The sequence below is a fragment of the Hymenobacter baengnokdamensis genome (assembly GCF_008728635.1).
GTDB lineage: Bacteria > Bacteroidota > Bacteroidia > Cytophagales > Hymenobacteraceae > Hymenobacter > Hymenobacter baengnokdamensis.
This window is the reverse complement of sequence record NZ_CP044285.1, coordinates 4249582-4269325: the sequence shown is the minus strand read 5'-3', so window position 1 is coordinate 4269325 and position 19744 is coordinate 4249582. Positions and strand designations below refer to the sequence as shown.

Here is a 19744-nt window from a genome sequence, read left to right as displayed (position 1 = left end):
AGCCCGGCGCAACGCCTGCCCATTAGCGTCCAGCACGTAGCTTGTGGGCTTCATGCAGCATCGCCTAACCGCTTTTCGCTTACGTACCGGCCGCACGTGGCCCAGCATAGCTGTCGCTGGCCTGCTGACTGCTGTCTGCCTGGCCCTACCCACCCGCAACCCCACCGGCGACGCGTGGTACTACGCGGCCTGCTCGCGCTGGGGGCAGGAGCTTTGGCAGCCCCACCACCTGCTCTACAATGCCATCGGCTGGCGGTGGCTGCAGCTGGTAGGAGCCAGCGGAGCCGCGCCGGCCGGCGAGCTGGCCATCACCTGGCTGCAAATGCTGAACGCCCTGGCGGCCGGCGCCTGCCTGCTGGTGCTGGCCCGGCTGCTGGCGCGGGCCGGCGCGCCCGGTGCCGCCATCCCGGCCTGGCTATTGCTGGTAGGCAGCTGTTTCGGAATGCTGCGCTTCGCTACCGAAAATGAGACGTACATACTCCCGCTGTTACTGGCGCTGCTGGCCAGCCTAGCCTGGGCGCGGGCCAGCGATACCCTGGTGGCCAGTTGGCGCTGGCTGGGGCTGGCCGGGCTGCTGGCGGCGCTGGCCTGCCTCGTGCACCAGCTGATGGTGTGGTGGTGGCTGGGCTTGCTGCTGGGGCTGCGGCCCTGGCAGGGGCATGCTGGTGTGCGCCTGGGGCTGGTGTATGGGCTGCCGGCCCTGGTAGTGCCTGTTGCGTATGGGCTGGCGGCCCCGGCCAGCGGCGTGGCCGGCATAGTGCGCTTTGCCCTGCACGACTACCTGACCGGTAGCGCCCGCGTGGAGCTGGGCGGGCGTAGCCTGCTGCTTACAGGGATTAGCGTGGCACGGACGGTGGGCCAGGTACACGGCAACATGGGGCCGCTGCTGGCCCACTGGCCGGTAGGGCTGGGGCTAACTGGTTTGGCAAGTATAGGGTTAATTGTATATGGTGTCCTGGGCTGGTACGGGGTGCGGGCGCTTCCCCACCCAGGCAGCCCTAGCCCCGCCCGTGGCATCCGGCGCACGCACGCCCTGATTGGGGGGCTGCACCTGGGCTTTGCGGCCCAGGCGGCCGGCAATGCCGAGTTTATGGTCATGCTGCCGGCCCTGGCGGCAATAGCCATGGCCGGCGGGCGGCTGCGAGCCTGGGCCCCGCGCCGGGTAGCAGCCGTGGGCACTGCGCTGTTGAGCTGGAACCTGGCTTTCGCCTTGCTTCCGGCCCATCGCCTCGTTTACACAGGAGCCGGGCCCGCGCTGCGCCTGCGCGTGCTGCGCCAGCCGGCCGCGTGGTTTTTGCTGCGCGACCCTAACCTGCTGCGCAACCAGCTGCAGTATTATACCGGGCGGGCCGACAGCGCCCCGCGCATTGTCGGGCTGCCCGTGCGCCCCGATAAGGCGTTTCGGCTTTGGCTGGCGGCGCGGCTGGCTGCGGGCGAGGTAGTGTACACCGATGCGCTGGGCGGCTACCGGCCGCTCGACCGTGCGCAGCTTACCCAGGGCGACGGAGCAACCCAGACGCTGAGCGGCTTTGCCGCCCGGCGCGTCGATTCTATTGCAACGTTCTTCGGCCCGTACTACCTCACGCGGCTGGGTCCGGCCGCCCCGCAAACGCGCCCCAGCCAGCTACCGGCCAACGCCAGCGCCGCCGTAAAAACCGGCGAAAACAGGTAGCCCATCCGCCCGAGGTCGCCCGAGAGGGCCATGTGTAGCAATACAATGAGCGCCAGGCCGGCCTCGGGCCAGCCGAGCAGCGGGGCAAGTGCCCGCCGGCCATCGGGCCGCATCAGGGCCGCCGCTACCGGCAGCCAAAACAAGCCCCAGATACTGAAAATCTCGGCTATGCCTTTCAGCGAGGCTACTTTTCGCAGCGAAAACCAGAGGTTCTCAACGTGTGAAAAGGCGTTGCTGACAGATGCTGCTGCCGGCGCGCCCGCCGCTTTATCTACCCACCAGTGCACGGCTGCCAGCGCCAGCAGCCCCAGCGCCAGGGCCGCCGCCTGCCCCCGCCAGCTCAGCGCCCCGCGGCCGAACCATAGCAGCCACGGCAGCAGAAAAACGAAAGATTCCTTGGCCAGCGGCCCCACCAGCAGCGCGACGGCCACCGCCCAGCCCGCCCCCGGCCCCCGACGGTAAGCATAGTAGCTCAGGCCAAAAACCAGTAAGTAGAGGCTGTCGGTGAGCGGCAGGCCGGCCATGTAGGCAGTCCAGCGGCTACTCAGCACCAGCCCCAGGGCCAGGGCCGCGGTCACGGGCGCGGCCCCCGCCAGGCGGGCGCTCCGGAAAAAGCAGGCCCCCGCCGCTCCCACCAGCAGAGAATTAAGCAAGTAGAAAGCCAGGCGCAGGGGCCATTCGCCGGCCGGCCGGGGCGAGCTGGGCGGGTCGCCGAGTAGTGCCAGGGGCCGGGCCAGCAGGCCTGCTGCTACCGGCACCAGTACCCGGTAGCGCCGCGTCACGTTCACGCTATCGAAGCGCCCGCTGGCCAGGCGCAGGTAGCTGCGCGTGTCGAGCGAGTGCGAGAAGTCGTAGTGCCGATACATCGGATAAGCTGCATTCAGCAGCACTCCCAGCGCCAGGGCCCACGGCAGCAGCCAGCGCCGGGCCCGGGTTGCGGTCAGCAGCGGCATTTAGGCTCCGGCAAACTTGCGCTCAATCAGCTTGAGCAGCTTGCCCACGTGCTCTTCCTTGCGGCTCCAGTCGTGGCGGCTGGCCAGCTCCTGGCGCACGTAGGCGAGGGCCGCATCTGCATCGGGCAGGGTATCGAGGTGCTGAATGGCCGCATGGTACTCCATATTCTCGCCATTAAACAGCTCATTGATAAAGCTGAAGCGCTGGTTGATAGAAATGGCCTCCCGCAGGCTTACTACCTTGGGCGCCCCCCGCTCGGCCAGGGGGGCAGCGCCGGCGTGGGCCGCCTCGCGCAGCGTATCGGCCAGGTGCGGCGTGCTGGGCTGAGTTGCTTTGAGCTTGGCATAAAGTGGGGTTTCTGCGGAGGCTGCATTGGCCAGCGATACGGGGGGCACAGGTTCAGCAGCGGTGGGTGCTGGGGCTGCTACCGGCGGTGCTGCCACGGCCGGCGGGGCCGGCTGCGCTGCGGGGCTAACTCTGGCGGGAGCTGGCGGAGCAGCGCTGAAAGGAGCGGCGGGTACCGGGGCTGGCTGGGCTCCGGCAGGCGCCGGGGCCGGCTTGGCCGGACCATCGCCCCAGAGGTCGGCCTCGGTAAGCGGCAGCAGGGCGCTGAGTTCCGTCACGAGCTGCGAAAGGGCGGGCAAGGCTTTGGCATTAGCCGTGAGGTACAAGTCGAAGCGCTGGCGCAAAAACTCGCGGCTGAGCGGCGCATTGCTGGGGGGCAGACTGTTCACAAAGCCCTCAAAGAATGTTTTGGCGCGGTCCAGGTAGCGCAGGTGGTCGCGCAGGTAAGCCAGGGGAATGGCCTCCTCCGCATCGGGGCCGGCCGGTGGCAGTACCAGGCGCTCGAAGGCGGTCGCCGGGTCGGTAGCCAGCACCAGCGTATCGCTGATGGCCTGCGCCAGCAACGGCTCCAGGGCTGCCCGGTTGAGGCGGATATGCCGCGAAAGCACGTTCATAAACTGCCCCAGCGCCGCCCGTACCGGCTCGGCCTCAAAGTTGAAATAAGGGCTGCGTAAGGCATTGGCTTCCTGCTGCCAGCGGCCCAGTAGCTGGCGCAGCACCAGCAGGTTGACCTGCCGCACGGGTGTAAATTTGAGCAGCGCCGGGCCATCAAGGGTAGCCTCGGGCTGGGTACCAAAAAACTGCTGGCTGAGCCGGGTAGCCAGCCGGCGGCCGTACTGCTCGCACTTGGCGAGGCTATATTTGTCCTGCATAGCATGTGCCGGCCGCGGGGCCGGATTCGTGCGCCAAGTTAGCCACAAAATGCCCCTGCTGACCATTGCGGGCCTGCCCGGCCCGCCCCTCAACGTGCCCGTAGGTACTACGGTGCTGGCGGCCATTCACGCGGCGGGCCACGATTGGTGGCACGCCTGCGGGGCCAAAGGCCGCTGCACTACCTGCCGGGTGCGCGTGCTGAGCGGCGCCGAGCTGCTGGCGCCGCTCACCGAGCCTGAGCTGCGCTACCGGGCCGCCGGCCGCCTGCACGAAACCGAGCGGCTGGCCTGCCAGGCCAGGGTTAGGAGTGAAAAGTCAGGAGTTGACTAGAAAAGCAGGGCGGGCGGGGCGGCAGGCTCCCAATCGGAAAGCTTTGAAGCAGGAGCGAGGTCAGGGGCGTTCGCTACCGCGCATTAGCGGGCGGTGCCGTACTTTGTAAACGTCTTTTCGCTGGCCGAGTAGTCAGGCAGCGCTTCCCAACTCCTGACTTTTCACTCCTAACTTTTCACTCCATCTTGTTTACCGAGCCCCGCCGTCTGTCCGATTTTCCGCGCCGCCGCGGCTGGCTGGAAGTTATTTGCGGCTCCATGTTTTCGGGTAAGACCGAAGAGCTGATTCGTCGCCTCACCAGGGCTCGCATTGCGCGGCAGCGGGTCGAGATTTTCAAGCCCGCCCTCGATACCCGCTACCACGCCCAGGATGTGGTGAGCCACAACCAGACCAGTATTCGCTCTTCGCCGGTGCAGTCGCCGGCCGAGATACTGCTGCTGGCCGGCGGCAGCACCGACGTTATCGGCATCGACGAAGCCCAGTTCTTCGACGAGTCGCTGGTGGAGGTGTGCCGGCAGCTGGCCGACGGCGGCACCCGCGTTATCGTGGCCGGCCTCGATATGGACTACCTCGGCCGGCCATTCGGACCCATGCCGGCACTGCTGGCTACGGCCGAGTTTGTCACCAAGGTGCACGCCGTATGCGTGTGCTGTGGCGAGCTGGCGGCCTACTCGTATCGCATTGCCGCCAGTGCTAACCAGATTCTGCTGGGCGAAACCGATAGCTACGAGGCCCGCTGCCGCCCCTGCTTTCTGGCGGGTGAGGCGGCGCAGTCGCACCGACCCGACGTGGCCCGCGCCACGCACTAAGTTGGGTCGGTTAGCAGTTACCAGGCAGCCGCTGCGCCAGCAAGCAGGTCCGGTAGCTGCACAAACATATAATAGCCTGCTCCGCAAACGTTTTACTGCCATTACCTTCGCCTATGCCTCGTTTTTTCGCCTGGATGCTATTGGCCCTCCTGAGTGCTGCCCGGGCCTGGGGCCAGGGAGCTGCCTACGGCGATTGGCAGCTGCACCTACCCGCCCGGCACCCGCTCAACCTGGCCGAGGCCGGCAATCGGCTGTACGTGGCTGATGAATCATCTTTTTATATATATAATAAAGAACTACACACCACGCAGCTGCTGTCGCGGCGCGATGGCCTGAGCGATGTGGGCGTGGCGGCCATTGCCTTCGACTCGGCTTCGGCCCAGCTGGTGATTGTGTACCGCAGCGGAAATATCGATTTGCTGGGCTCCAACGGCACCGTGCGCAACATAACCGACCTGTTGCGCAAAGAAAGCCAGACGGCTAAGGTTATCAACCAGGTTCAGATTTATAACGGCTTGGCTTACATCGGTACCAGCCTGGGCGTGGTGGTGCTCGACCTGGCCAGGCAGGAAGTGCGCGACACGTACAGCGCCATTGGCGCGGGCGGCCAGGTTATAACTTCCTACGCCACTGTTGTGCTGCACGACACTATTTACGCGGCTACTTCGGCGGGCGTGCTGCGCGGCCGGATTGCCGCCGGGGTAAACCTGCTCGACTACGGTAGCTGGACGCAGGAGCTGCCCAATCCGGCGCAGCCCGGCCAGACGTACACGCAGCTGGCGGCCTACCGGGGCCATGTGCTGGCTGGCAGCAACTTTCGGGGCGTCGATTACCTGGCCGGCGTAGGGGCAGCCCGCCGCTGGCGCTCTTCGCCCAACAGCTACGGCAATGAGGTGCTGCGGCTGCGGGCCAGCGGCGGCCAGCTGCTGCTGGCCTTCAACGGCAGCCCCTTGCGGCGCTTCGACGCCGCTACTGGCATGGTGGTAGATGTACTGCCGCTGGCGGCCACTGGCCGCCAGATAAACGACGTGCTGCGCGAAGCCGACGGCACCTACTACGTGGCCAGCTACTATAATGCTATGCAGCGCTATGCGCCCGGTACTACCAGCGCGCCCGAAGTTATTTTGCCCAACGCCCCCGAAACGGCTGCGGCCTACGGCCTACTGGCCAACGCGGCCACCAACACCGTTGACGTATTCAGCGGCGGCTACTCGGGCGACAGCGGGGTGCAGTTTGGCAGTCGTAATGGGTTTTATGAGTACCAGGGCGGGCAGTGGACGAACTACACGGCCACCGCTTTCCCCTCGGCCACCGATTTTCCCAATCTGCTCGATATCTCGCATGGTACCCGCACGGCCGATGGCACGCTCTACCTGGCCAGCTACGGCAATGGCCTGCTCGAATGGAAAGGGCCGGGCAACTACCGGCAGTTTACGGCCGGCACCCCCGGCTCACCCCTGCGCAGCAGCCTCGACCCCGACCTGAGCAACCTGAACTACGTGCGCGTTACCGACGTGGCGGCCGACCCCAACGGGCCGTACGTGTGGGTAGTAAACCGGCACCAGCGGGCCAACGTGCCGGGCCTGTTCCGCTTTCAGCCGGCCAATGCTACCTGGAAGGCGGGCCCGGCCAACGGCTTCGAAAACCTCGACCGGGTAACGGTCGATACCTACGGCAATCCCTGGGCTACGCAATCGCGCAAGGGCGGTAATGGCCTGGTTGCGTACGATACGACTACGCAGCGGGCCTTTTTCTTCAACACCGCTGATAAGCTGCCCAATAACCTGGTATATGCCGTCGTGTGCGACCGTGCCGGGAGCATCTGGGTTGGTACGGCTACCGGAGTAGCCTCCATCGACGCCAGTGCCGTGGTAAGCGCCGCCGCGCAGAACACGGCTCAGCCCAGCTTCAACGTGCCCAATGCGCAGAGCGGCAACGGCTTATTTCCAACGCTCTATAACGAAACGGTACGCTGCATCGCCATCGATGGTGCCAACCGCAAGTGGTTTGGCACTCCCAATGGCCTGTGGCTGTTCAACGACAAGGCTTCGGAGGCGCTCCTGCACTTCACCACGGCCAACAGCCCGCTGCCCAGCAATAGTATCGTAGATGTGGCCGTGAACGACAAAACCGGGGAGGTATTCGTGGCTACCGATGCGGGCGTGGTCAGCTACCAGGGCTCGGCCAGCGTAACGGATGGCGCGCCGAGCTGCGCCCAGGTGTGGCCCAACCCCGTCCAGCCCGAGTTTGCGGGCACGGTGGGCATCAGCGGAGTAGCCAATAATGCGCAGGTACGCATCACCGACGTGGCCGGCCACCTCGTATACAGCACCCACGCGGCTGGCGGCACCGTTACCTGGAACCTGGCCGATACGGCCGGCCGCCGGGTGCGCTCGGGCGTGTACCTAGTGCTTACGTCTGATGCCGACGGCAAAAATACCTGCGTCAGCAAGGTCGCCGTACTCAGTAAGTAGTTAGGGGTTAACAGGTATGAGTTGGCCGGCGGGCTAACCATAATCTCAACTCATAACTCATAACTTTTAACTCAACCAAATGCTAATCAAAACCCGCGGTATTGTTCTGAGCTACCTCAAATATCGTGAAAGTAGTATAATTGCCCGCGTTTATACCGAGCAGCGCGGAGTGCAGAGCTACCTCGTAAACGGGGTGCGCCGCGCCAAGCCGCCGGGGCGCATTGCCCTGTTTCAGCCGCTCACGCTGCTCGAGCTGGTGGCCTACGTGCCCCGCCAGGGCGGCGGCCTCACGCGCCTGGCCGAGTTTCGCTGTGCCGAGCCGTTTCGGTCGCTGCCCTACGAGATGCGCAAAAGCAGCGTGGCGCTGTTTCTGTCGGAAGTGCTGAGCAAGTCGGTGCGGGAGGAAGAGGAAAACCCGGCGCTGTTCCGCTTTCTGCACGATTCCATTCTGGCATTCGATGAGCAGGACGCGGGCGTCGAAAACTTTGCTCTGCTGTTTCTGCTGCATCTGGCCGGCTATCTGGGTTTTGGGGCCGAAACCGGCGCCGAAATCACTGACCAGGTAGCTATGGCCGGCGCGGCCCCGGCGGGCAGCGGCTTTAGCAGCGGCCCGGCCACCTTACGCCTGCGCGAGTTTGAGCATTACTTTGATGAGCTGCTCCGCACGCCGGCCGCCGCCACCATCCCCAATGGCCAGGTGCGCCGCGAGCTGCTGGCCGTGCTCATGCGCTACTACCAGCTCCACGTCGAAAACCTGGGCGATATCAAGTCGCTCGAAATCCTGAGCGACGTGCTCGGCGGGTAGAGTCAATGGTTAATGACTAATGGTTAATAATATATTAACCATTAGCCATTAACCATTACTTCACCCCCACCAGCTCTACCTCGAAGCGCAGAACTGAGTTGGCAGGAATATCGCCGCCCGCGCCGCGCTCGCCGTAGCCGAGCGGGGAGGGGATAAGCAGCACGGCCTTGCTGCCCTTGGGCAGTACGGCAATGCCCTGGTCCCAGCCCTTAATTACCTGGCCCTGGCCCAGCACGAAGTCGAAGGGCGTGTTGCCGTGCTTGGCAGTCGAGTCAAACTCTTTGCCGGTAGCCAGCAGCGTGCCCCGGTACTTTACGCTTACCGTTTGCCCGGTTTTGGGAAGTGCGCCCTTGCCGCGCAGCGTAATCACGTACCAGGTGCCGCCCAGGGTCTTCTTAGCTTTAGTAGTCAGCTTGTTCTTTTTGATATAGGCCAGAATAAGCGCGTCGTCCTTCACCAGCTGCTTGGCCGCGCGGGCCTTGAGTTGGCGCTGCTGCTCGTCGAGCATAGCTTTTTGGCGAGCCTCCATCTGTGCGGGCGTGAGGAGCTGTTTGGCGGCCACCGTCAGGCGCAGGGCATTGCCCGAGCGCTTGATAAACAGCGGCACCGGCTGCCGCAACGACTTGGTAAACACCGTATCGGCATTGAAGCGAAACACGGCGCTGTCGCCGGGCAGCAGCAGGCTCATGGCTTCTTCAATGCTGCCGCGCGGCACCGTGGGGCCCAGCGGCACGGGTAGCGGCTCGGGCCGCATCTGCCGCGAGTCCATCAGCAAGGAATCGCGGTCGGTCCGGTACTGAATATAAATGAGCAGTATCTGGCCTACCCGGCTGGCATAGGGCGCATCGCCGGCCGGAGCCAGCGGCCGGGGGCATAATGACCAGCTGCATCGCGCCGAAACAGCTGATACTCGGTACCGCTGGCCGTGCGCTCGAAGCCGGTGGTCGGGGTGGTTTGGGCAGAAGCCGGCCCCAGGGCCAGGCCGGTAGCCAGCAGCAATAAAAGCAGGAAGCGTTGCATTGACAAAGGGTAAAATAAAACCGCCACGCCAGAACGGCGTGGCGGCATACAAACTAAAGCGAACCTAAAGCCTAGCGGCCGGCCGGCGGGGCCATTGCCGGGGCCTGGGCCTGCGCCGGAGCATCCTTTACGTCGGTGAGCTCGATATCGAAGCGCAGGGGCGAGTTGGCCGGAATGGCGGGCGGCGAGCCCTGCTTGCCATACGCCAGCGACGACGGGATGAGGATGGTAGCCTTGCTGCCTTTGTTGAGCTGCGCCAGCGCGGCATCCCAGCCCGGAATAACCTGGCCCCGGCCCAGCGGGAACGAGAATGGCTGCCCGCCGTGCTTGGCCGAGGCATCAAACTCCTTGCCGTCGAGCAGCAGCCCGCGGTACTGCACCGTCACAATCTGGCCGGCTTTGGCGTTGGGGCCAGTGCCGGGCTGCGTGGTGATAATGTAGACGCCGCTGCCACTGGGGTCTTTCTTGGCGTTGGTCAGGTTGTTTTTCTTGATGTAGTCCTGGAGCACGGCGTCATCGGCCTTGTCCTGGGTGGCGGCGTAGGCGCGCATCTGGCGCTGCTGCTCGGCCATCATCTTCTGCTGGTCGGCCATGGCTTCGGCCATTGCCGCGTCGCGGGTTTGTAAGGCTACGGCCTTCACCGTGAGGATAATAAAGTTGCCTTTCTTCTTCAGGTTAGCCGGGGCCAGCTGGTGGGCATTGCGCTTGTACAGCGTGTCGGCATTGAAGCGGAATACCCCGCTGTCGCCGGGCTGGAGCAGCGAGAAAGCCTCGGGCTCAGCGCCCATTTGCTTGGCAGTCAGGGTTTCGAGCGGAATGCGCACCGGAATGCCGAACTGGCGCTCACGCGATTTCATCATGACCGAGTCGCCCGAAGTGAGGTACTCAATGTGGGCCGACATTACCTTGCCCACGCGGTCTTTGTAGCTGGCGTCTTCGCCACCCGCTACCTCGCGCGACTCATACTTGCCGCCGACATTTTTGAAAATCTTGTACTCGATGCCCGACTTCGTTTTGGCAAAGTCGCCTCCACCTTTAGTACACGAAGACAGGAAGGAAGCTACGCTGAGCACACCAGCCGCCAGGGCCAGTTGCCGGGCCACGCCGGGCCGGAGAGAAAACTGCATGAAAACAGAAAAATTGGAGTAGAGACGAATGCGCCCCAAAGTTAGGCTACGGGCGGCGCAACTGCTACCGGCGCGGCCGGGGTGCTCACCAGCTGCGCCTGATACTGCGGCAACAGCCCCAGAAATCGCTCCACGGTAGCATCGAGCGAGTCGGTGCTCACGCCACCCGAAGCGTTGTGGTGCCCACCCCCCTCAAAATGATTGCGCGAAAAGTCGCTCACCGAGAAATCGCCTACCGAGCGGAAGGAAATTTTTACCGCCGAGCCCCGGTCGATAAATACCGCCGCGAACACGATGCCCTCAATGCTGAGGGCATAGTTTACCAGGCCCTCGGTGTCGCCGGTTTTGCTGTCGTACTCGCGCAGCTCATCTTTGGTAACTGCTATATAAGCCGTGTTGAATTCGCGGCGCACTACGAGCTTGTCTTTCAGGATGTAGCCCAGAAAGCGCAGCCGGATTTCGGAGTGCGAGTCGTAGATGCGGCGGTGTACCGAAGCCAGGTCGATGCCCGTGTTCAGCAGCTCGGCGATGATGAGGTGCACATTGCGCGAGGTGCTGGGGTGCCGAAACGAGCCCGTATCGGTCATTATGCCCGCGTACAGCGCTTCGCCCATGCCCTGGTCGATGAGCGCCTGGTCGCCCAGCGCCCGGATTATCTCAAACACCAGCTCGGCCGTGGCCGCGGCCGTGGCGTCCGAAAAGCTGAGGTCGGCAAAAGCCTCGGGGCGCTGGTGGTGGTCGATGAGCACTTTGGTGCCCGGCGCCCGGCGCACGTACTCGCCCAGCTCGTTGATGCGGCCCAGGCAGTTGAAGTCAAGGCAAAAAATAACTTCGGCGCGGTTTACCAGGTCGCGTACCTGCCGGTCGTTCTGGCGGGGCTCGTATATCACGACTTCGTCGTTGCCCTGCATCCAGTTGAGGAAGCCTGGGTAGTCGGAAGGCGTGACAACGGTCACCGAATGACCTTTTTTCTTTAAATAAGTGGCCCAGGCCAGCGACGAGCCCAGTGCGTCAGCGTCGGGCTTGTGGTGGGTAGTAATAAATATCTGCCGGGGCTGGGCCAGCAGAGCTTGCAACTCGGATACGGAAGGAAACATCGACGACGTAAATAGCCTACGGATGCGAAAAAAGTAGCGGATAGCTCAGGCTGAGCAAACAGGCCGGCAAAGGTCGGCATGAATTGGGTTTCAACAACCAACCTGCTCCGGAAGGTTCGGGTGCTTGCCGCTTGGTGGCCCTACCTTTACGGCACCAATCAACTCTTTTTTATTTCCCAAAGAATGGCAACCAACCGCACCTTCACGATGATAAAGCCCGACGCCGTGGCCGAAAACCACATTGGCGGCATCCTGAGCATGATAGAGCAGGGCGGCTTCCGCATCGTGGAGCTTCAGAAAGTAACCCTCACTGCCGAGCGCGCCGGCCAGTTCTACGCCGTGCACTCGGAGCGTCCTTTCTACAACGACCTCGTGAAATACATGTCGAGCGGCCCCATCGTGGCGGCTATCCTCGAAAAAGAAAACGCCGTAGCCGACTTCCGCACCCTCATCGGAGCTACTAACCCGGCCCAGGCCGCCGAAGGCACCATCCGGAAGAAGTACGCCAAGAGCATCGAGGCCAATGCCGTGCACGGCTCCGACTCGGATGAGAATGCCCAAATTGAAGGCCAGTTCTTTTTCGGCAAATAAGCTACCTGCTCCCATCACTGGTATAACAGATGGGAAAAAAGCCGAAAAAGCCGCTCTGCAGTGCGCAGAGCGGCTTTTTCTTTGTACTCAAAGTGGACCTTTTTTGTGCCAATCTTATATCGACGAGCTTAGGCCGGCCGCCCAAAGCCGATGCGGCCCGACCCTTTCGGTTCGCTCACGAAGGTAGCGTCTTCCCGGTTGTAGAGGTCGGCCAGCGTCATTGCTTGCGTAACCGGGGCCGTTTGGCCGAGCGTGGTTGCCAGGGCTTGCGCCTTGGGCTGCGCCAAGGCCTCAAAGGCATAGGAGGCAATGAGCCGGCCCTTGCGCAGCAGCGCTTTGTCGATGCGAGCCAGGTCGGCGTTGAAGGTGCAGATAATCTGAATATGGAAGCCGTCGCTCAATAGCCCGTCGCTCAGGTTGAGCAGGTTGCTCACGGCGTTGCTGCCGGTAGCTTCGCGCTTGGTCAGGAGCTCCTCAGCATCCTCGATGAGCAGGATGGAGTTGGTGTGGTCGTGCAGCAGGTTGATAAATTCGGGGTCAGCAATGCGCAGCGCCAGGTTGGGCGGAATGAACAGCTTGGGCTTGTTGGTAAGGCCGCACAGGTGGCGAATGTAGCTGGTTTTGCCGGTGCCGGGTGGCCCGTGTAGTATCACGAGGCCCTTGTCGTCGGGCTTTTGCAGGCGCTTCACGATGGCCTCGTGCACCGGCAGCAGGTCGTCGTTGTAGTTGGTGGCGAGGTCGAGGGCTGGAATAGTGAGTTTGAGCGGTGAAAAATGAAGGTCATTGCCCCGCAGGCGGAGCACCCTTATGCGCGTCTGCTCGGCTGTGCTGCTCTTGAGCCGTGCCACCAGCAGCGCGCGTACCTGCGCCACTAACGCCTCATTGGCGCCAGGAGCGAAGAGCAGCTGCACGCCTTGCTCATCAAAGGGGCCATCATCCTCGAAGCACACCAGCACGCCCGGGCCCGGCGTAAGAGCCAGCAGATGGAGCTGCGCGGGCCGCCCGACCTCCGCAAAAAACTCGTGCCGTAGAACGGTGCTTTCAGCTAGTGGTCGGAGGCTCGCCAGTGCCTCCAGCAATTCGGGGCGGGCCTCCGTGTTTTCAAGCTGATACACCTCCCGGTGTGCCAGCTCGCCAAACTTCTCCAAAAACCAATCCAAAAACCATTTCATAGGCACAAATTGCCCGTACTCTGCCAGCCCGTGTTTCAAGGGAAAATCTGTTTTATTTGTATTGTCTTCCAAATTAGTAGTAATATAAGTGTAGTAAAGTATACCAGAAAGGTTAAGCCGCCGATATAGCTGGCTCAGTCAGCATATTTTCGTTGGTGGCCTGTTGCTGCGGCTCGTGCTTATGCTTAAAAATGAGTACAAACAGCACGGCAATCACCAGGGCGTAGGCGGCAAACGTGAGCCAGATGCCGTGCCAGTCCTTGTTGCCGCCGGCATCGGTGAAGTAGTGCTGGATAACTAGGCCGCTCACCGAGCTGCCCAGTACCGCCCCGAAGCCGTTGGTCATCATCATAAACAGGCCCTGGGCGCTGGCCCGGATGCTGGGCTGGGTCTGGGTTTCGACAAATAGAGAGCCCGATATATTGAAAAAGTCAAATGCCATGCCGTAGACGATGCACGAGAGGATAATCATCCAGAGGCCGCCGCCGGGATTGCCAAAGGCAAACAGCCCGAAGCGCAGCACCCAGGCCAGCATGCTGAACAGCATTACCTGCTTGATGCCGAAGCGCCGCAGAAAGAACGGAATGGCCAGGATAAACAGTGTTTCCGAAATCTGCGAAATCGACATGATGATGGCCGGGTAGCGCACCGTGAGCGTGCCCTGGTAGGCCGGATTCTGGTCGAAATCGTGCAGGAAGGTGTCGCCGTAGGCATTGGTGAGCTGAAGCGCGCCGCCGAGCAGCAGCGCAAACAGGAAGAAAGTGAGCATCTTGCGGTCGCGTAGGATGGCAAACGACTTCAGGCCCAGGATTTCCACCAGGCTTTGGCTGGAGGTGTTGGCCGACTGCGGCGGGCACTTGGGCAGCGTGAACGAGTACACGCCCAGCACGAAGGCCGCGCCGGCCGCCACGTAAAACTGGCTGGCCGACTTCTCGATGTGCAGCAAACTCACCGTCCACATGGCCACGATGAAGCCGATGGTGCCCCACACCCGGATGGGCGGGTAGTCCTTCACCACGTCCATACCCTGGCTTTTGAGGGCCGAGTACGACACGGCTATCGACAGCGCCAGGGTGGGCATGTAAAAAATCATATTTAACAGTATCACCCAGAAAAATACGCCGGGGTCCGTAACCAGGGGAATGGTGCAGAGCACCGCGCCGCCCAGCAGGTGCAGCACACCGTAAAGCTTCTCGGCATTTACCCACTTATCGGCCACGATGCCCATGAGCGAGGGCATAAAAATGGACGCGATGCCCATGGTGGAGAAAATGGCCCCAAACTGCGCGCCCGACCAGTGCTTGGTCTGAAACCAGTACGCGCCAATCGTAATCAGCCACGCGCCCCAGATAAAGAACTGGAGGAAGCTCAGAATAGTAAGTCGCAGCTTGATGCTCATGCCGACGCAGCTTTAAAGTTTAAGGGAAGGCTTTTGTGCCGAAAGTTACACTGATTTCTGTTTGTACCGTGAAATTGGCGTAGCGCCGGGGCAACACGGGCGGACCGGCGGCCGGACGGGGCTAAAAGCCAAAAAAGCTCTTCTGCACGAAGCAGAAGAGCTTTTTTGTAAGCCGGGCGACGGGCGCCCTACTTAGCTGCGGCGTAGCGCTTGTTTACTTCTTCCCAGTTGATGAGGTTGAAGAAGGCCGCGATGTAGTCGGGCCGGCGGTTCTGGTATTTCAGGTAGTAGGCGTGCTCCCACACGTCGAGGCCCAGGATGGGGAAGCCTTTGCAGCCGGCATCGGGCATCAGGGGGTTGTCCTGGTTAGGAGTTGAGCAGATTTGCAGCGAGCCATCGGCCTGCTTACAGAGCCAGGCCCAGCCCGAGCCAAAGCGCGTAGTGGCAGCTTTGGTAAATTCGGTCTTGAAGTTGTCGTAGCTGCCAAAAGCCTTCGTGATAGCGTCGGCTACCGCGCCGGTGGGTTGCCCGCCCCCGTTGGGCGAGAGGATAGTCCACCACAGCGAGTGGTTCCAGTGCCCGCCGCCGTTGTTGCGCACGGCCGGAGCCGCAGTAGCGATGTTATGCAGGATTTCCTCCAGGCTCTGGTTTTCCATTGCCGTGCCGGCAATAGCGGCATTGAGGTTGGTTACGTACGCCTGGTGGTGCTTGGTATGGTGAATTTCCATCGTTTGGGCGTCAAACGTAGGTTCGAGGGCGTCGTAGGAATACGGCAGCTTGGGCAGTTCAAAAGCCATGATGCGAATGTTTTAAAGTGAAAAGATGGGAAGCGTGACGGTATAACCCCCAAGGGGCCGCTGGGGTTGCGGCAACTGGTTGGGGAGCCCAAAAGTAAGCTAGCTGCGCTTGCCCCCGAAAAATGCCTGCATAAGGGCCGCGCATTCGGCGGCGCACACGCCCGCCCGCACCTGGGTGCGCGGGTGCAGCAGGCCCAGCGTATGCCGACGGTAGCCGGTTTTGGGCTCCTCGGTCCCAAATACGACCGTGCCGAGCTGCGCCCAGGCGCTGGCCCCGGCGCACATTACGCAGGGCTCCACGGTAACGTAGAGTATACAGTTTGTCAGATACTTATTGCCCAGGTAATTGGCGGCGGCCGTCAGGGCCAGCATTTCGGCGTGGGCCGTTACGTCGTGCAGGCGTTCGGTCTGGTTATGGCCCCGACCGATTATCGTTTGGTTGAGCACGACCACTGCCCCAATCGGGATTTCCCCCTCGGCCAGTGCCAGGTGCGCCTCGGCCAGCGCCTGGCGCATGAAATAGTCGTCGGTCAGCAGGGCCGGAGACATTACCTATTTCAGGCTGATGTCAGCCATCACGGCCTGGGCCACCGGGCGCCACTGGGCCTGCTCCTCGGCCGGGGCCGAGAAGGAGAAAATGTACAGCTGCTGGCCCTGCACAGCATATTCGATATATTCGTACTTCTTAATGGGTGCCAGCGCGGCGGCCGAGCGGCGGCTGTCGCTGAGCATGGACACAAACTCCAGCGCCACTACGTCGCGGCCATTGACCTTGCGCACTTCCTGGGTTAGAAAATCGACCTTGGTATACAGGCGCTGCACGCTGGCTTTGTACATGGCCAGCAATACGTTATAATCGGGGCCAAACGTGGTAGGCCGTACCGACACGCTGTAGTCAACGCGCCCGCTGGGGTTGCTGTACACGGCCAGCGGCTTGCGCGGCGATGGATACTTGAGAGCAATGCCCTGGTCGGGCAGGGGCGCAAAGCCTACCGGCACCGCCACCGACAAGCCAGGCGCCAGCTTCACCGTCGTCAGCCTGGGTTTGGGGGCAAAGCTGGTGAGCGCCAGGAGCGCGACGAGCAGCGGAAGGATTTTCATAGGTAGGGCAAAAGTAGGGAATACGCAGTTGGGGTTTTTGAAAAGCCAGAACGTCATGCGGAGCTGCTTCGGCAAGCGCTGCATGACGTTCTATGGTAAAAAATACGGCCGCCTAGCGGCGCACTACCGTCGGGTACTTGATGCGTACCTTCTTCCAGTACACGTAGTTGCCGGTTTTGGCTTCCACCAGATAGGTGCCGGCCTGGATGTGGCCCAGGTCGACCGGCGCGCCGGTATTGTCGGCCGGGTCCAGTGCCTGCTGATAAACTACTTTATCTTTATAGTCCGTCATCACCAGCGTACCGGGCTTGGTAAACTGCTGCGTAAAGCTGAGCAGTACGCTGTTGGAATTGGGCTTGGGAAAAACGTCAATGCCGGAGAGCGTTTCGACGCGCTTGATGGGGCCGTCGAGCGTAACCGGGGCCGGCGCCTGACCTGTGGTCCTGATTGCAGTACCGTCGTCGTACTTGGTTTTGGTCTTGACCTTGGTTTGGGCCTGGGCCGCGCCGGCCGTGAGCAAAGCGGCCGCCAGGGCCAGCGAAGGAAGGAATTTCATATCGGGAGAAAGAAAAAAGGAGGGGAGCCCAGGGGCACGCCGCCTTCTTTTACATACTTCATACCAAATCAGGCAATTTCAGCCTGCTAACCCGAAGTAACTTTGCCCCCATGCGGCCCACCCCAAAAGCGGCCCGCCCACCCAAGGATAGCCAGCCTGCGCAGCAGGCGTATCTGCGAAATCCGTTAAATCCGTTAAATCTGCGGTTTATGTTAAGAACGCACACCAACGGCGAGCTTCGCCAGGAACACATCGGCCAAACTGTCACCCTCGTGGGCTGGGTGCAGCGCACCCGCGACAAGGGCGGCATCCTCTGGATTGACCTGCGCGACCGCTACGGCATCACCCAGCTGGCCCTCGAAGAAGGCGTGGAAAGCGACGCCGTACGCGAAACCGCCCGCACCCTGGGCCGCGAGTTTGTGATTAGCGTTACCGGCAAAGTGGCCGAGCGCTACTCCAAGAACGCCCACATCCCGACCGGCGACATCGAGGTGCGCGTCGAAAAATTAGCGGTGTTGAATCCGGCCAAGCTGCCGCCCTTCCTCATCGAAGACGACACCGACGGCGGCGACGAGCTGCGCATGAAGTACCGCTACCTCGACCTGCGCCGCACGCCGGTGCGCAACAACCTGATGCTGCGCCACCGCATGGCCCAAGCCGTGCGCCGCTACCTCGACGGCCAGGACTTTATCGAAGTTGAAACCCCCGTGCTCATCAAGAGCACCCCTGAAGGCGCCCGCGACTTCGTGGTGCCCTCGCGCATGAACCCCGGCGAGTTTTACGCCCTGCCGCAGTCGCCCCAGACGTTCAAGCAGCTGCTCATGGTGTCGGGGTTCGACCGCTACTTCCAGATTGTGAAGTGCTTCCGCGACGAAGACCTGCGCGCCGACCGTCAGCCCGAGTTTACGCAGATTGACTGCGAGATGGCCTTTGTGGAGCAGGAGGACATTCTCAACACCTTCGAGGGCCTGGTGCGCTACCTGTTCAAGGAAATCAAAAGCCTCGATTTTCCCACCGTGCCCCGCATGGAGTACGCCGACGCCATGCGCTGGTACGGCAACGACAAGCCCGACGTGCGCTTCGAAATGAAATTCGTGGAGCTCAACGACGTGGTAAAAGGCCAGGGTTTCCCGGTTTTCGATGGCGCCGAGCTGGTAGTGGGCATCAACGCCGCCACCTGCGCCGCCTACACCCGCAAGCAGCTCGACGAGCTGACCGCCTTCGTGAAGCGCCCGCAGCTCGGGGCCACCGGCCTCGTGTACGCCCGCGTAGAGGCCGGCGGCGTGGTAAAATCGTCGGTCGATAAGTTCTACTCGCAGGAAGAGCTGCAGAAGTGGAAAACTGCCTTCAATGCCAACGAAGGCGACCTGCTGCTGCTGCTGGCCGGCCCGGCCGACAAAACTCGCAAGGCACTGAGTGAGCTGCGTCTCGAAATGGGCCAGCGCCTCGGTCTGCGCGACAAGGACACGTTTGCCCCGCTGTGGGTCGTCAATTTTCCGCTGCTGGAGTACCTCGAAGAGGAAGGCCGTTACTTCGCCATGCACCACCCCTTCACCTCGCCCAAGCCCGAAGACCTGCACCTACTCGATAACCCCGCCACCATCGGCCAGGCCCGCGCCAATGCCTACGACTTGGTTATCAACGGCGTAGAAGTAGGCGGCGGCTCCATCCGCATCCATGACCGCACCGTGCAGGCTCGCATGTTTGAGCTGCTAGGGTTCTCACCCGAAGAAGCCCAGGCCCAGTTCGGCTTTCTGCTCGACGCCTTCGAGTACGGTGCCCCGCCCCACGGCGGCATCGCCTTCGGCTTCGACCGCCTGTGCTCGCTCTTCGGCGGCGCCGACAGCATCCGTGACTTCATCGCTTTCCCCAAAAACAACTCGGGCCGCGACGTGATGATAGACTCGCCCTCGCCGATTTCGGATAAGCAACTGACGGAGCTGAGTATCAAGACGGCTGTGGTAGCGAAGTAAGCAGCAAAAATTACTTATTTGTTACCCGATAGCTCATAAGGCACGAACCGCTGTAACTACAGCAAGTAATATAGACTAACTGCTTGAGAGAGTCAATTTTAGCCAAGTCAATAGTATTTCCTTCTGGAGCTATACGATACCGGGTACTGAATACGGTATAGTCAGCATCTTCGGGTAAGTAATTGTCTTGCTCGGCAATTGACTTTAATTTCCAAAGTTTTGGGATGGTGCCGATGGCAACATTAGCACCATCCCGAAGTCGCCAGACGGCCATTTTATTAAGCGAAAAAATATGCTGTCCAGACTTAATAACTAAATCAACAGTATCGGTTGATACTAACCTGTCAAACTTCAAGAATCCTAAACTGTCGCTAGGAAAAATAAGCTGGCCGTGTCGACGCAAATAGACATTGTGATGATAATAAAAAGGCTTACTTTTTTTGTCTTTAAACTTACTGACAAGTAAGAAATAATTAGCCTTGTGGTGCTGTGCTGCATTACTTTGTTGAGCGTAAGAGACAGCATAGGTAGGAAACAAGAGGCCTGTCAGTAAGTATATTTTCTTCATATAGCCAAGGCAGTAGTGAGGTGGCTAATAGCAGATGCTAAACCATTGCCATTTGCATAATTGGTAAGAGAATATTTTGCT

The 19744-nt window shown here is 61.5% G+C and carries 20 protein-coding genes; 7 read left to right on the top strand and 13 right to left on the bottom strand.

Annotated elements, in window-relative coordinates:
* Positions 1–52 precede the first annotated feature (52 nt).
* Positions 53–1672, top strand: coding sequence for a hypothetical protein (locus F6X24_RS18195; protein ID WP_151089345.1), 1620 nt, complete (start codon positions 53–55; stop codon positions 1670–1672).
* On the opposite strand, the gene F6X24_RS18190 is transcribed toward F6X24_RS18195, so the two are convergent.
* Positions 1576–2625 (bottom strand): hypothetical protein, encoded by a 1050-nt coding sequence (locus F6X24_RS18190; protein WP_151089344.1) that lies wholly within the window; start codon positions 2623–2625, stop codon positions 1576–1578. The two genes, F6X24_RS18195 and F6X24_RS18190, sit on opposite strands and share 97 nt — an antisense overlap.
* Entirely contained in the window at positions 2626–3843 is a 1218-nt protein-coding gene (locus tag F6X24_RS18185) for a hypothetical protein (RefSeq protein WP_151089343.1), read from the bottom strand.
* 49 nt (positions 3844–3892) lie between these two features.
* Here F6X24_RS18185 and F6X24_RS18180 point away from each other — a divergent pair, with 49 nt between their 5' ends.
* From F6X24_RS18180 to recO, 4 genes are all read left to right on the top strand, one after another.
* The gene (locus F6X24_RS18180) at positions 3893–4174 is read left to right on the top strand and encodes a 2Fe-2S iron-sulfur cluster-binding protein (RefSeq protein WP_151089342.1); all 282 of its coding nucleotides are present in this window, start codon (positions 3893–3895) and stop codon (positions 4172–4174) included.
* Positions 4175–4359: 185 nt separating this feature from the next.
* Positions 4360–4983 carry a thymidine kinase gene (locus F6X24_RS18175; RefSeq protein ID WP_229725226.1) on the top strand — a complete coding sequence of 208 codons (624 nt, stop codon included), beginning with the start codon at positions 4360–4362 and terminating at the stop codon, positions 4981–4983.
* Between the two features lie 113 nt (positions 4984–5096).
* On the top strand, positions 5097–7457 hold the full coding sequence (gene porZ / locus F6X24_RS18170) for a type IX secretion system anionic LPS delivery protein PorZ (RefSeq protein ID WP_151089341.1): 2361 nt from the start codon (positions 5097–5099) through the stop codon (positions 7455–7457).
* A gap of 79 nt (positions 7458–7536) precedes the next feature.
* A complete protein-coding gene (recO, locus tag F6X24_RS18165) occupies positions 7537–8262 on the top strand; it encodes a DNA repair protein RecO (protein ID WP_151089340.1) in 726 nt (241 codons plus the stop codon).
* A 55-nt stretch (positions 8263–8317) separates the two neighbouring features.
* Here recO and F6X24_RS18160 read toward each other — a convergent pair whose 3' ends face one another.
* The 4 genes from F6X24_RS18160 to F6X24_RS18145 all read right to left on the bottom strand — a co-directional run bounded on the left by F6X24_RS18160 (position 8318) and on the right by F6X24_RS18145 (position 11506).
* Complete coding sequence (locus F6X24_RS18160; protein ID WP_151089339.1) at positions 8318–9031, bottom strand: FKBP-type peptidyl-prolyl cis-trans isomerase; 714 nt, start codon at positions 9029–9031, stop codon at positions 8318–8320.
* 53 nt (positions 9032–9084) lie between these two features.
* Positions 9085–9282 (bottom strand): hypothetical protein, encoded by a 198-nt coding sequence (locus tag F6X24_RS18155; protein WP_151089338.1) that lies wholly within the window; start codon positions 9280–9282, stop codon positions 9085–9087.
* A gap of 71 nt (positions 9283–9353) precedes the next feature.
* Positions 9354–10409 (bottom strand): FKBP-type peptidyl-prolyl cis-trans isomerase, encoded by a 1056-nt coding sequence (locus tag F6X24_RS18150; protein WP_229725224.1) that lies wholly within the window; start codon positions 10407–10409, stop codon positions 9354–9356.
* A 41-nt stretch (positions 10410–10450) separates the two neighbouring features.
* Complete coding sequence (locus tag F6X24_RS18145) at positions 10451–11506, bottom strand: DHH family phosphoesterase (protein WP_151089337.1); 1056 nt, start codon at positions 11504–11506, stop codon at positions 10451–10453.
* 183 nt (positions 11507–11689) lie between these two features.
* Between F6X24_RS18145 and F6X24_RS18140 the strand changes: the two genes are divergently transcribed.
* A complete protein-coding gene (locus tag F6X24_RS18140) occupies positions 11690–12097 on the top strand; it encodes a nucleoside-diphosphate kinase (protein WP_151089336.1) in 408 nt (135 codons plus the stop codon).
* A 128-nt stretch (positions 12098–12225) separates the two neighbouring features.
* On the opposite strand, the gene F6X24_RS18135 is transcribed toward F6X24_RS18140, so the two are convergent.
* The 6 genes from F6X24_RS18135 to F6X24_RS18110 form a co-directional block, all read right to left on the bottom strand.
* Positions 12226–13269, bottom strand: coding sequence for an AAA family ATPase (locus F6X24_RS18135; RefSeq protein ID WP_151089335.1), 1044 nt, complete (start codon positions 13267–13269; stop codon positions 12226–12228).
* Positions 13270–13381: 112 nt separating this feature from the next.
* Complete coding sequence (locus tag F6X24_RS18130; protein WP_151089334.1) at positions 13382–14668, bottom strand: nucleoside permease; 1287 nt, start codon at positions 14666–14668, stop codon at positions 13382–13384.
* A gap of 188 nt (positions 14669–14856) precedes the next feature.
* The gene (locus F6X24_RS18125; protein ID WP_151089333.1) at positions 14857–15465 is read right to left on the bottom strand and encodes a superoxide dismutase; all 609 of its coding nucleotides are present in this window, start codon (positions 15463–15465) and stop codon (positions 14857–14859) included.
* 99 nt (positions 15466–15564) lie between these two features.
* Positions 15565–16014, bottom strand: a complete 450-nt coding sequence (locus tag F6X24_RS18120) for a nucleoside deaminase (RefSeq protein WP_229725222.1) — start codon at positions 16012–16014, stop codon at positions 15565–15567.
* A gap of 3 nt (positions 16015–16017) precedes the next feature.
* Entirely contained in the window at positions 16018–16566 is a 549-nt protein-coding gene (locus tag F6X24_RS18115; RefSeq protein WP_151089332.1) for a hypothetical protein, read from the bottom strand.
* A 112-nt stretch (positions 16567–16678) separates the two neighbouring features.
* Positions 16679–17122 (bottom strand): T9SS type A sorting domain-containing protein, encoded by a 444-nt coding sequence (locus tag F6X24_RS18110; RefSeq protein WP_151089331.1) that lies wholly within the window; start codon positions 17120–17122, stop codon positions 16679–16681.
* Positions 17123–17331: 209 nt separating this feature from the next.
* On the opposite strand from F6X24_RS18110, the gene aspS reads away from it, so the two are divergent.
* The gene (gene aspS, locus F6X24_RS18105) at positions 17332–19095 is read left to right on the top strand and encodes an aspartate--tRNA ligase (protein ID WP_151089330.1); all 1764 of its coding nucleotides are present in this window, start codon (positions 17332–17334) and stop codon (positions 19093–19095) included.
* A gap of 10 nt (positions 19096–19105) precedes the next feature.
* On the opposite strand, the gene F6X24_RS18100 is transcribed toward aspS, so the two are convergent.
* Positions 19106–19663, bottom strand: a complete 558-nt coding sequence (locus F6X24_RS18100) for a hypothetical protein (RefSeq protein WP_151089329.1) — start codon at positions 19661–19663, stop codon at positions 19106–19108.
* Positions 19664–19744 lie beyond the last annotated feature (81 nt).

Bases quoted from the DNA above. Each gene is read 5' to 3' on its own strand.
- F6X24_RS18125 (WP_151089333.1), bottom strand. From the start codon at position 15,465: ATGGCTTTTGAACTGCCCAAGCTGCCGTATTCCTACGACGCCCTCGAA.
- F6X24_RS18145 (WP_151089337.1), bottom strand. From the start codon at position 11,506: ATGTTTCCTTCCGTATCCGAGTTGCAAGCTCTGCTGGCCCAGCCCCGG.
- F6X24_RS18160 (WP_151089339.1), bottom strand. From the start codon at position 9,031: ATGGACTCGCGGCAGATGCGGCCCGAGCCGCTACCCGTGCCGCTGGGC.
- F6X24_RS18140 (WP_151089336.1), top strand. From the start codon at position 11,690: ATGGCAACCAACCGCACCTTCACGATGATAAAGCCCGACGCCGTGGCC.
- F6X24_RS18195 (WP_151089345.1), top strand. From the start codon at position 53: ATGCAGCATCGCCTAACCGCTTTTCGCTTACGTACCGGCCGCACGTGG.
- F6X24_RS18180 (WP_151089342.1), top strand. From the start codon at position 3,893: ATGCCCCTGCTGACCATTGCGGGCCTGCCCGGCCCGCCCCTCAACGTG.
- F6X24_RS18190 (WP_151089344.1), bottom strand. From the start codon at position 2,625: ATGCCGCTGCTGACCGCAACCCGGGCCCGGCGCTGGCTGCTGCCGTGG.
- F6X24_RS18100 (WP_151089329.1), bottom strand. From the start codon at position 19,663: ATGAAGAAAATATACTTACTGACAGGCCTCTTGTTTCCTACCTATGCT.
- porZ (WP_151089341.1), top strand. From the start codon at position 5,097: ATGCCTCGTTTTTTCGCCTGGATGCTATTGGCCCTCCTGAGTGCTGCC.
- F6X24_RS18155 (WP_151089338.1), bottom strand. From the start codon at position 9,282: ATGCAACGCTTCCTGCTTTTATTGCTGCTGGCTACCGGCCTGGCCCTG.
- aspS (WP_151089330.1), top strand. From the start codon at position 17,332: ATGTTAAGAACGCACACCAACGGCGAGCTTCGCCAGGAACACATCGGC.
- F6X24_RS18120 (WP_229725222.1), bottom strand. From the start codon at position 16,014: ATGTCTCCGGCCCTGCTGACCGACGACTATTTCATGCGCCAGGCGCTG.
- F6X24_RS18150 (WP_229725224.1), bottom strand. From the start codon at position 10,409: ATGCAGTTTTCTCTCCGGCCCGGCGTGGCCCGGCAACTGGCCCTGGCG.
- F6X24_RS18130 (WP_151089334.1), bottom strand. From the start codon at position 14,668: ATGAGCATCAAGCTGCGACTTACTATTCTGAGCTTCCTCCAGTTCTTT.
- F6X24_RS18115 (WP_151089332.1), bottom strand. From the start codon at position 16,566: ATGAAAATCCTTCCGCTGCTCGTCGCGCTCCTGGCGCTCACCAGCTTT.
- recO (WP_151089340.1), top strand. From the start codon at position 7,537: ATGCTAATCAAAACCCGCGGTATTGTTCTGAGCTACCTCAAATATCGT.
- F6X24_RS18110 (WP_151089331.1), bottom strand. From the start codon at position 17,122: ATGAAATTCCTTCCTTCGCTGGCCCTGGCGGCCGCTTTGCTCACGGCC.
- F6X24_RS18185 (WP_151089343.1), bottom strand. From the start codon at position 3,843: ATGCAGGACAAATATAGCCTCGCCAAGTGCGAGCAGTACGGCCGCCGG.
- F6X24_RS18135 (WP_151089335.1), bottom strand. From the start codon at position 13,269: ATGAAATGGTTTTTGGATTGGTTTTTGGAGAAGTTTGGCGAGCTGGCA.